Source organism: Streptomyces venezuelae (genome assembly GCF_008642295.1).
Classification (GTDB): Bacteria; Actinomycetota; Actinomycetes; order Streptomycetales; family Streptomycetaceae; genus Streptomyces; species Streptomyces venezuelae_C.
Genome location: NZ_CP029190.1, coordinates 547969 through 558763, shown reverse-complemented (window position 1 = coordinate 558763; position 10795 = coordinate 547969). Strand labels below are relative to the sequence as shown.

Below are 10795 nucleotides of genomic sequence, written 5' to 3'. Positions count from 1 at the left end.
ACACAGCCGGGGGGCGGCCCCTTTGCGGGTGGTGCTTACGTGCTTGCTACCAGCGGGAGTTGGTGTAGTGCGGCTCCTTGGCCTTGCGCAGGGCCCGCACCACCGGGTCCTCCTTGGCGGCGGGGCGGCTGCCTTCCAGCTTGGCGCCCTCCACGTCCACGTTCGGCAGCATCCGGTCCAGCCACCTCGGCAGCCACCAGGCCGACGTGCCGAGCAGGGCGAACAGGGCCGGCACGATGGCCATGCGGACCACGAAGGCGTCGAAGAGGACCGCCGAGGCCAGGGCGAAGCCGATCATCTTGATCAGGTCGTTGCTCTCGGTGATGAACCCGGAGAACACGCTGATCATGATGATGGCGGCGGCGCTGACCACCCGTCCGCTGTAGCGGAAGCCGGTGACCACCGCTTCGCGCGGCTTCGCGCCGTGGGTGTACGCCTCCCGCATCCGGCTGACCAGGAACACCTCGTAGTCCATCGCGAGGCCGAACACCACACCGATCATGAAGATCGGCATCGTGCTGACCACCGGGCCGGTCGCCTTGACTCCGAACAGATCGGCGAGCCAGCCCCACTGGAACACCGCCACCACGGCGCCGAGCGCCGCGCTGACCGACAGCAGGAAGCCGAGGGCCGCCTTGAGCGGGACGAGGATCGAGCGGAAGACGAGCACCAGCAGCAGGAAGGCCAGGCCCACCACAAGGGCGAGGTACGGCACCAGCGCGTCGTCGAGGGTCTTGGAGAAGTCGATGAACATCGCGGTCTGGCCGGTCACCAGGATCTCGTCCGCGCCGCTGCTGCTCTCGATGCCGCTCACGCTGTTGCGGATGGAGCGGACCAGCTCTTCGGTGTCGTGGTCGGTCGGGCCGGTGGCCGGGACGAGGTTCAGGATCGCGGTGTCGTTCGCCTGGTTGGCCGTGGCCGGCGAGACGGACTCGACACCCTTCACCTTCACCAGGGCCTGCCCGGCCGTACCGGCCGCAGCCGCGGCGTCCTTCGCGCTCACGGTGATCGTCAGGGGGCCGTTGAAGCCCGGGCCGAAGGACTCCGACAGCATGTCGTAGGCCTTGCGCTGGGTGGTCTCCGGCGCCATCGTGCCCTCACCGGGCAGCCCCAGTTCCAGGCTGGCGGCGGGCAGTGCGATCGCGCCGAGGCCGAGCACGCCGACCAGCAGTACGGACACGGGGTGACGCAGTACGTAACGGGCCCAGCGGGTACCGAGGTTGGGCTTCTGCCTGGCGGCGGCCTTGGCGGCCTTGCGCCGCTGCCGGGCCGAGAGCGCCTTGCCGGTGACCGCCTTGCGGTCGATCCGGCGCAGGACCCGGACCGGTGCGAAACCGAGCAGCGCCGGGACCAGGGTGATGGCGATCAGGACGGCGACGGCCACCGTGCCGGCCGCGGCCATGCCCATCTTGGTGAGCATCGGGATGTTGACCACGGCGAGGCCGGCCAGGGCGATGATGACGGTGAGTCCGGCGAAGACGACCGCCGATCCGGCGGTGCCCACGGCGCGTCCGGCAGCCTCCTGGGGCGCCCGGCCCTCGGCGATCTCGGAACGGTAGCGGGAGATGATGAACAGGGCGTAGTCGATGCCGACCGCGAGGCCGATCATCATGGCCAGCGTGGACGTGGTGGCCGAGAGGCCGAAGGTGCTGCCGAGGGCGAGGATGCCGCTGATGCCGACGCCGATCCCGATGATGGCGGTGAGCAGGGGCATGCCCGCGGCGATCAGGGAGCCGAAGGTGATCAGCAGGACCACGGCCGAGATGAGGATGCCGATGCCCTCGGCGCCACCCAGCTCCGCCTCGATCTTGATGGCGTCACCGCCGGCCTCGACGGTCAGGCCCGTGTCGCGGGCCTTGTCCAACGCCGCGGTGAGCGCGTCGTGTTCCTTGTCCTTCAGCGCGGTACCGGCGATCTTGTACGTGACGACCGTGTAGGCGGTCGTGCCGTCCTTGCTGATGGCGTTGGCCGTGTACGGGTCGGTGACCGAGCCCACCTCCGGGGCCTTGGTCAGATCGGAGACCAGCCCGGAGACCGCCGCCTTCCGCTCGGGGCCGGAGATCTGCTCGCCCTTGGGGGCTCGGATGACCACCCGGGCGATGGCGCCGTCGGCGCTCGCCGCCGGGAACTTCTCCTCCAGGAGGTCGAAGGCCTTCTGGGATTCGGTGCCGGGCATGGAGAACGTGTCGGCCGGAGGCGGTGGGGCGGACGAGGCGGCGACACCCACCCCGCCGAGGATCAGCACCCACAGCAGGGCGGTCAAGCCTCGCCGCCGGAAGGCGAGGCGGCCCAGCTTGTAGAGGAATGTAGCCACGACGAACAGGCTCCTGTCGGATCGGCAGTGGAGGGTCCGCGCACCGTTTCTCGGTGCGCGCGGCGATGGGGTCCGGGAGGCGGCGTGCGCGCCTCGGACTGCGTGACACCACTATGGCGCCATCATGGCGCCAACGCAAGATAGTGACGCCAGGTCGGCGCCACATGGGCGCCACCGGGCCATCCGGAAGCGCTCCTTCTGTAGCGTCACACGAGGTCTGACCCCCTGTCGTGCCGTGCTGGGGCCGTGTGTCAAAAGGCGTCGCCGGGGCGCCAGATTTGAGCCATTGTGGCGCCATCGCGTCGGTGCCGTGGTGCTGTCGCGCTGTTGACGCCCTGGTAGCGGGTTCTTTACGCGGCGGCCCGGCGTGGCGCGGTTTCTCGTCTGTCCAGGTGAGGGCGAAACGATCCCTTCGGCCCGGGGTGTTCCCCGGAGTGCCCGTGCCTCGTCAGCATCCACATGTCCGGCCACTGCCGCCGGGCCACCCCCACCGCAGCAGACGAAGGAGTCCCTGTGGCACTGACCACCGCCACGATCGCCGCCGAACTCGAAGCGGCCAACAAGGTCGGCGATCCCGACGCCGACGCACTCGTGTCCGATCTGATCGACAACCGGGAGGTCGACGGAGTCAACGCACTGTTCCGGACCATCGGCACCCTCGGCCCCAATCAGGACCTCTCCCAACTGCCGCCGCGCTTGGCCGAGTTCCTGAAGAAGGCCGCCGCCGCCCCGCCGGACTGGAGCGAGGCCGACGTCAAGGCCGCCGAGAGCTTCTTCGCGCACCACCACGGCGAGGTCTCGATGCTCCAGGGCACCGTCGGCCTGATCGGTACCTACCTCTCGCCCACCGGTGCGTACACCCTCCGCTCCACCGGCCGCCTCGGCGGCGTCGAGGGCCCGGGCCGGCGCCTGTCACAGTCCTCCCGGCTCTTCGTCGACATGGGCAACAAGAACGCCATGCGCGACGGCAGCCTCGCCGCCACCGTCACCAAGGTCCGGCTGGTGCACGCCTCCGTACGCCAGCTCCACAAGAAGAGCGGGGTCTGGGACTACGCCAAGTGGGGCGAGCCGGTCTCGCAGAAGTACACCACCGGAGCCGCCTGCGTCTTCTCCGCCCAGATCCTCCAGGCCATGAAGAACCTCGGGCTGGACGTCTCCAAGAACGACGCGCACGGGTTCATCTGCTCCTGGCACTACATCAACCACTACCTGGGCACCCCCGAGAAGTGGCTGCTCCCGAAGGACGCCGAGCAGGTGTCGGCGCTCTGGAACCAAGTCCGCGACGACGAGTGGAAGAAGACCGAGGACGGCGTGTTCATGACCGAACAGGCCATCAACTTCTACCGCAAGTTCCTGCCGCCCGGCGCCCACGACGCCTACGTCGCAATGGTCCGCACCGCGCTGACCGACAAGTACGCCGACATGGCCGGCCTCAAGAAGAACGTGCTGCTGGACACCGGCGGCAAGCTCGCGGCCGGCGCCCACGGCGTGGTCAGCGGGGTCGGCGGCGGACTGCTCGGCGGCACCGCGAAGAAGACCGTCGGCGTCAACCCGTACAAGGAGATCCTCGGCGTCGCCTCGAAGGCCTTCAACGAGGTCGAGAGGTTCGCACTGACCCACAACGAGGACGACCAGCCCCAGATGCACCAGGAACTCGGCGACAACCGCTGACCGTCACACTTCGGGCCTCTCGTACGGCGAGAGGCCCGAAGTGACGTGTGCGTAGCGCACATCCCGTCGATGACAAACGGGACTACCGAGGCCCCCCGGCGCCGTGACACCGTCATCCCGTCGCCGACCGAGGGAGCAGAGGTGAACAAGGGGTACGCAGTGTTCTGCGACGCCGACCGCTGGTTCTACGACGCGCCGTACCGGCGCACCGAGGACGGCGGCTACCCGGCCGGCACGGCCGCGGTTCCCGAGGGCTGGCAGTCGCACCGCACCGGGGACTGGCTGGCATGGCGGCCCGTCGAGCACCGACTCCCCGCACAGGGCTGGAAGATCCACGTCTCCGCCACGCTCGACAACGCCGAGTCCGTCCTGGACCGGGTCCGCGACTACTGCGTCCCGCGCCGCATCGCCTTCAAGTTCGTGCCCTCCCGGCACCTCCTGCACAACCGCAACGCCAAGTACGCCGACCGGGCCGGCGCCGGCAAGTTCGTCACCGTCTACCCCGCCGACACCGAGGAGTTCGGGCGCATCGCCGCGGACCTCGACGTCCTGCTCGGCGGCGAGCCCGGCCCGTACATCCTCAGCGACCTGCGCTGGGGCCGGGGGCCGGTGTACGTGCGCTACGGCAGCTTCACCCTGCGCCACTGCCACGACGAGCGGGGCGAACTGGTCCCGGCCATCGAAGACCCCGAGGGCCGGCTCGTGCCCGACCCGCGCGGGCCCGTCTTCCGGCTGCCGGAGTGGGTGACCCCGCCCGAGTTCCTCCGGCCCCACCTGGACGCCCGTTCCGCAGTCACCCTGGCGGACCTCCCGTACTCCGTCGAGCGGGCCCTGCACTTCTCCAACGGCGGCGGCGTCTACCTGGCCCGCGACAGCCGCACCGGCGAGCGCGTGGTGCTCAAGGAGGCACGCCCGTACGCCGGACTGGCCGCCGACGGCGCGGACGCGGTGACCCGGCTGCACCGGGAACAGCAGGCGCTGGAACGGCTGGCGGGCCTGGACTGCGTACCCGCCGTGCGGGACGCCTTCACCATCGGCGAGCACCACTTCCTGGCGCTGGAATACCTCGACGGCAAACCCCTCAACACCTTCTTCGCCCGCCGCCACCCGCTGATCGAGGCGGATCCCGACCCGGCCGAACTCGCCGCCTACACCCGGTGGGCGATGGCCGTGCACCGCAAGGTGTCGGAGGCGGTGGCGGCCGTGCACGCCCGCGGGATCGTCTTCAACGACCTGCACCTGTTCAACGTCATGGTCCGGGAGGACGAAGGCGGGTACGAGGACGAGGGCGGGTACGAGGGCGAGGGCGGATACGAGGGCGAGGGCGCGGGGGAGAGCGGCGGCGGGGACGGTGCCGGGGACGGCCCGACCGTGTGGCTGCTCGACTTCGAGGCCGCCGCGGACGGCGCCGACGGCTCGCGCCAGACCGTCGCCAACCCCGCCTTCGTGGCACCCGCCGACCGACGCGGATTCTCCGTGGACCGCTATGCGCTCGCCTGCCTGCGCCTGGCCCTCTTCCTGCCGCTGACCAGCCTGCTCGTACTGGACCGCAGCAAGGCGGCCCATCTCGCCGCGATCGCCGCCGAGCAGTTCCCGGTACCCCGGGACTACCTGGACGAAGCGGTGGCGGAGATCCTCGCCGGGCCGGACGGCTCACCCGGACCCCAGCCCGCCGAACCGTATCTCCCGGTCCCACCGGGGGAGTGGCCCGCAAGCCGGGACTCGCTGGCCGCGGCGATCACGGCCGCCGCCACACCCGACCGGGAAGACCGGTTCTTCCCGGGCGACATAGCCCAGTTCGCCCACCCCGGCGGCGGCCTCAGCGTCGGCTACGGCGCGGCCGGTGTGCTCTACGCCCTCGCCGAGACCGGCCACTCACCGTGGCCGGAGGCGGAGGAATGGCTGCTGGACCGCACCAAGGACCCCGCCTCCGGCACCCCGCCCGGCTTCTACGACGGCCTCGCCGGCCTCGCCTGGACCCTGGAGCGGCTCGGCCACCCCGAGCGGGCCCTGGAACTGGCGGAGCGGATCACCGGGCAGTCGTGGGACGCCGCCGCACCCGACCTGCACAGCGGGCTCGCCGGCATCGGCCTCGCCCTCGACGCCCTCGGCACCGCCACCGGCGAAACGGGGCTGCACGAAGCGGCCCTGCGCTGCGCCGGACTCGTCGCCGACGCCATCCGCACCGACGGCACCGACCGCACCGACGGCACCGACGGTTCCGCGCCGGGCCGGAAGGCCGGGCTGCTCCACGGGGCCTCCGGACCCGCCCTGCTCTTCCTGCGCCTCTACGAGCGCCTCGGCGACCGGGAGTTGCTCGACCTCGCCGCCGCATGCCTGCGCCGCGACCTCGGCGCCTGCGTGACCAGTGCCTTCGGGACCCTCCAGGTGAACGAGGGCTGGCGCACCATGCCCTATCTCGGCTCCGGCAGCGTCGGCATCGGCATGGTCCTCGACGACTACCTCCGGCACACCCCCGACGAGTCCTTCGAGCAGGCGCGCCGGCAGATCGTACGGGCGGCACAGGCCACCTTCTACGCCCAGCCCGGCCTGTTCCGCGGCGCCGCCGGCATGGTGCTCTACCTGGCCCGCACGACCTGCACGGGCCCCGGCACCGAGCAGGCCGACATCGACCGCCAGATCGAGGCGCTCGCCCGGCACGCCGTGCCCTACCAAAGCCATCTGGCCTTCCCCGGCGAGCAGTTGATGCGGCTGTCCATGGACCTCGCCACGGGCACCGCCGGCACCCTGCTCGCCCTCGGCAGCGCCGCCCCCGCGGTCCGCGCCCAGCTGCCGTTCCTCCCGCCGCTTCCGCGGCCCCTGAACCGGTCCCGAACGGGATCGTGACCCACCGACCAGCACCCACGAGTGAAAGGAATCGACATGACCCTTCTCGACCTGCAGTCGATGGAGACCATCAAGGAAGAGACCACCGAGGCCGGGCTCACCGGTGGCGGCGGCAGCCGCGCCAGCCTGCTGCTCTGCGGCGACAGCAGCCTGAGCATCACGACCTGTAACTAGTCGCAACCGTGCGGCCCGGCCGGTCCCCGACCGGCCGGGCCCGCAGGGCCGCGGACCGGGAGGCCTGCGCATGACCACCGAGCCCCTGCCGACCGCACGGCCCGCCGACCGGAAGCCCGCCGACCCGAAGGCCGCCGACCGGAAGCCCGCCGACCCGACGGCCGCCGATCCGAAGGCCGCCTCGCGGGCCGCCGATCAGGCCCTCGCCGCAGCCGCGCGGCACAGTGCCGGCCCGGCCGCCGCCCTCACCGGCTGCGCCGCCGCCTCGGCCGCCACCGCGCTGGCCGAACCGGCCCTCCTCGGCCACACCCTGGACCTGCTGCTCGCACGGGACGCCGCCGCCCCCGCCTGGACCGCCCTGTGCGCCGCGCTCATCACCGCCGATGTGCTCCTGGACGCCGCCGCGGCCCGCCTGACCGGAACCGTCGGCGCCCGTTCCACCGCCTGGCTCCGCACCCGGGCCCTCGGCCGGCTGCTCACCGCCGCCCCGCACCACGCGGCCCGCTTCCCGCCCGGCGACCTCGCCGCCCGGCTCACGGCACACGCCACCGAAGCCGGTACCGTGCCCGCCACCGCCGCCGGCGGCGTGGTGGCACTGCTGCCCCCGCTCGGCGGACTCATCGCCCTGTTCCTCATCGACCTGTGGACCGCCCTGGCCTTCCTCGCCGGAATGCCGCTGCTGCTCGCGCTGCTCCGGGCCTTCGCCCGCGACTCGGCCGCCACCGTCACCCGCTACCAGCAGCTCCAGCTCGGCATCGCCCGGCGGCTCGCCGAGGCCCTCGGCGGAGCACGGACCATCGCCGCCGCCGGCACCGTCGGCCGTGAACGCGCGCGCATCCTGCGGACCCTGCCCGAACTCTCGGCCGCCGGCCGCCACATGTGGCGCGTCTACGGCGGCACCGTCGCCCGCAGCACCGCCCTGCTCCCGCTCCTGCTCTACGCCGTGATCGCGGTGGCCGGGTTCCGGCTCGCCTCCGGCGCGCTCGGGGTCGGCGACCTGGTGGCCGCGGCCCGGTACGCCGCCCTCGCGGCCGGGCTCGGCGCGGCCACCGGCGCACTTGCCGGCGTGGTCCGAGGCCGTACGGCCGCACGGCGCACCGCCGAACTCCTCACCCTGCCGGAACTGCCCCAGGGCACGGCCCGGTTGCCGGCCCCGGGCACCGGCCCCGGCCCCGCCGCCGGCACCCTCGACCTCGACGGGGTCACCGTCGTACGCGACGGGGTGCCCGTGCTGAGCGGCATCACCCTGCACCTCCCCGGCGGGACCCACGCGGTGGTCGTCGGCGGCTCGGGATCGGGCAAATCCACACTGGCGGCCGTCGCGGGCCGGCTCACCGCTCCCGACCGCGGCCGGGTCCTCCTCGACGGCGTTCCCCTGGAGCAGCTGGACGCCGCGGAACTGCGCCGCGAGGTCACCTACGCGTTCGCCGGCCCGGCCCTCTTCGCCGGAACCGACACCACCGCCGCAACCGCCGGCTCGGTCGGAACCGCCGCAACCGCCGGAACTGGCGGTTCCGTCGGATCGGCCATCGCCTTCGGCGCCTCGCCGCCGCCGGGGCCCGAGGCGGTGGTGGCCGCCGCCCGCGCCGCCCGCGCCGACTCCTTCGTCCGCCGGCTCCCCGACGGCTACGACACCCCGCTCGCCGAGGCCCCGCTGTCCGGCGGGGAGGCCCAGCGGATCGGCCTGGCCCGCGCCTTCTGCCGGACCGGCCGGCTGCTCATCCTCGACGATGCCACCTCCAGCCTCGATACCGTCACCGCCCACGAGATCGACCGCGCGCTCGGCGCCGGGATACGGTCGGGCACCCGGATCACGGTCGCCCACCGGGCGTCCAGCGCCGCCCGCGCCGACCTGGTGGTCTGGCTGGAGCAAGGGCGTCTGCGGGCCGTGGGCCGCCACCGCGAGCTGTGGCAGGACCCGCACTACCGGGCCGTGTTCGCGGCCGGCCCGGAGCACGAGAGAGCCGAAGGCGCCGCGGCTGCCGAGGGTGCGCGATGACGCCCGGGCCGCTCCGCCGGATCGCCCCCGACGCCCGCCGCTTCCTGCGCGGACGCCGGCGCGCGCTCGCCGTGCTCGCCGGCTGCTCCCTGGCCGAGTCCGCCCACACCTTCCTGGGCGGATACGGGGTGGCCCGAGCCCTCGACGACGGATTTCTCGCGGGCGACCCCCGGACCGGGGCGGCCTGGCTCGCCGTGGCCGGAGCGGCGGCCCTGCTCGGCGCACCCGCCATGCGCGGGGTCTTCACCGGCCTCGCCGCCCTCGTCGAACCGCTCCGCGACGGGCTGGTGCGGCGCGCGGTGACCGGCGCCCTGGACTCGGCGGTGACGCGGCCCGCCCGGGCGCCCCGGGCCACGGACACCGCCGCGGTGTCCCGGCTGACCCAGCAGGCGGAAATGGCCAGGGACTCCTTCGCCGGACTCCTTCTGACGGCCCGTTCGTTTGTGTTCACTGCACTGGGCGCGGTGGTCGGCCTGGCCTCCCTCGAACCGCTGCTCCTGGTCTTCGTCCTGGTCCCGCTGCTGCTCGGCCTCGCCGGGTTCACCGCCACCCTCGCCCCGATGGCCGCCGCCCAGCGCGCCTGGCTCGACAACGACGAGGCGCTCTCCGCCCGGGCCGGCGCACTGGCAGCGGGCCTGCGGGACGTGGTCGCCTGCGGGGCCGCACCCCAGGTGACGGCCGAGACCGGGGTGCTGATCGCCGAAGCCGAACGGCTGGGGAACCGGCTGGCCCGCTGGGCCGCCCTGCGCACCCTCGCGCTGGGGCTGGCCGGCCGGCTGCCGGTCGTCCTGCTGCTGGCCGCCGCACCGTGGCTGCTCCGGCGGGGGGTCAGCGCCGGGACTCTGGCGGGCGCCCTGACGTACCTGCTCCAGGCACTGCTGCCCGCCCTGCACAGCCTGATGTCGGCCCTCGGCACGGCCGGCACCCGGCTGCTGGTGGTGCTCGAACGGTTCGCCGGCCCGGCCCCCGCCCCCAGCCCGGCCCCCGCCCCCGTACCAGCCGCACCCGCACCACCCGTACCCGTACCGGCCGCACCCGCCGCCGAACTGCGTTCCGTCACCTTCGCGTACGGGCCGCGCGCCCGCCCGGTGCTGCACGAGCTCGACCTGGTCCTCGCGCCGGGCGAACACCTGGCCGTCGTGGGACCCAGCGGCATCGGCAAGTCCACCCTCACCGCCCTGCTCGCCGGGCAGGTACGGCCCGACCGCGGCACGGTCCTGCTGGCCGGCCGCCCGGCGCGCCCGGGACCCGCCGCCGGGCCGCCCGGCCCCGACCCGCGCCGCACCCTGCTGCCGCAGGAGGCGTACGTGTTCACCGGGACCGTACGCGAGAACCTGAACCACCTCTCGGGCCCCGCCCCGGCCGCGGACCAGCGGCTCGCCGAGGCCATCGAGTCCCTCGGGCTGGAGCGGCTCGTGGACCGGCTGGGCGGCCTGGACGGGCCGGTGGACCCCGCCCGCCTCTCCCAGGGCGAGCGCCAGCACCTCGCCCTGGCCGCGGCCTGTGTCTCGCCCGCCCCGCTGCTGCTGCTCGACGAAGCCACCTGTCACCTGGACCCCCGTACCGAGGAACGGGCGGAGCGGGCCCTGGCCGCCCGCCCCGGCACCCTGGTCGTGGTGGCCCACCGGATCTCGTCGGCGCTGCGCGCGGACCGCGTCCTGCTGCTCGACGGGGCCGCGCACGCGGTGTGCGGCACCCACGAGGAACTGCGGGAGCGTTCGCCCGCCTACCGCGACCTGGCCGGATTGTGGGCGGACCACAACGGATGAGGGCCGGGTCCCGCCCGGCGC

Annotated in this window: 6 protein-coding genes; 5 read left to right on the top strand and 1 reads right to left on the bottom strand. The window is 73.5% G+C overall.

Going from position 1 to position 10795, the window contains the following annotated elements:
* Positions 1-46 precede the first annotated feature (46 nt).
* Entirely contained in the window at positions 47-2314 is a 2268-nt protein-coding gene (locus DEJ50_RS02640; protein ID WP_150205783.1) for an MMPL family transporter, read from the bottom strand.
* Between the two features lie 513 nt (positions 2315-2827).
* On the opposite strand from DEJ50_RS02640, the gene DEJ50_RS02635 reads away from it, so the two are divergent.
* The 5 genes from DEJ50_RS02635 (at position 2828) to DEJ50_RS02615 (ending at position 10774) form a co-directional block, all read left to right on the top strand.
* The gene (locus DEJ50_RS02635; RefSeq protein ID WP_223837551.1) at positions 2828-3985 is read left to right on the top strand and encodes an oxygenase MpaB family protein; all 1158 of its coding nucleotides are present in this window, start codon (positions 2828-2830) and stop codon (positions 3983-3985) included.
* A 141-nt stretch (positions 3986-4126) separates the two neighbouring features.
* The gene (lanKC, locus tag DEJ50_RS02630; RefSeq protein ID WP_150211847.1) at positions 4127-6832 is read left to right on the top strand and encodes a class III lanthionine synthetase LanKC; all 2706 of its coding nucleotides are present in this window, start codon (positions 4127-4129) and stop codon (positions 6830-6832) included.
* Between the two features lie 36 nt (positions 6833-6868).
* Positions 6869-7006, top strand: coding sequence for a SapB/AmfS family lanthipeptide (locus DEJ50_RS02625; RefSeq protein WP_150205781.1), 138 nt, complete (start codon positions 6869-6871; stop codon positions 7004-7006).
* 70 nt (positions 7007-7076) lie between these two features.
* On the top strand, positions 7077-9005 hold the full coding sequence (locus tag DEJ50_RS02620; protein ID WP_150205780.1) for an ATP-binding cassette domain-containing protein: 1929 nt from the start codon (positions 7077-7079) through the stop codon (positions 9003-9005).
* The gene (locus DEJ50_RS02615) at positions 9002-10774 is read left to right on the top strand and encodes an ATP-binding cassette domain-containing protein (protein WP_150205779.1); all 1773 of its coding nucleotides are present in this window, start codon (positions 9002-9004) and stop codon (positions 10772-10774) included. Before DEJ50_RS02620 ends, DEJ50_RS02615 begins: the two co-directional genes overlap by 4 nt.
* Positions 10775-10795 lie beyond the last annotated feature (21 nt).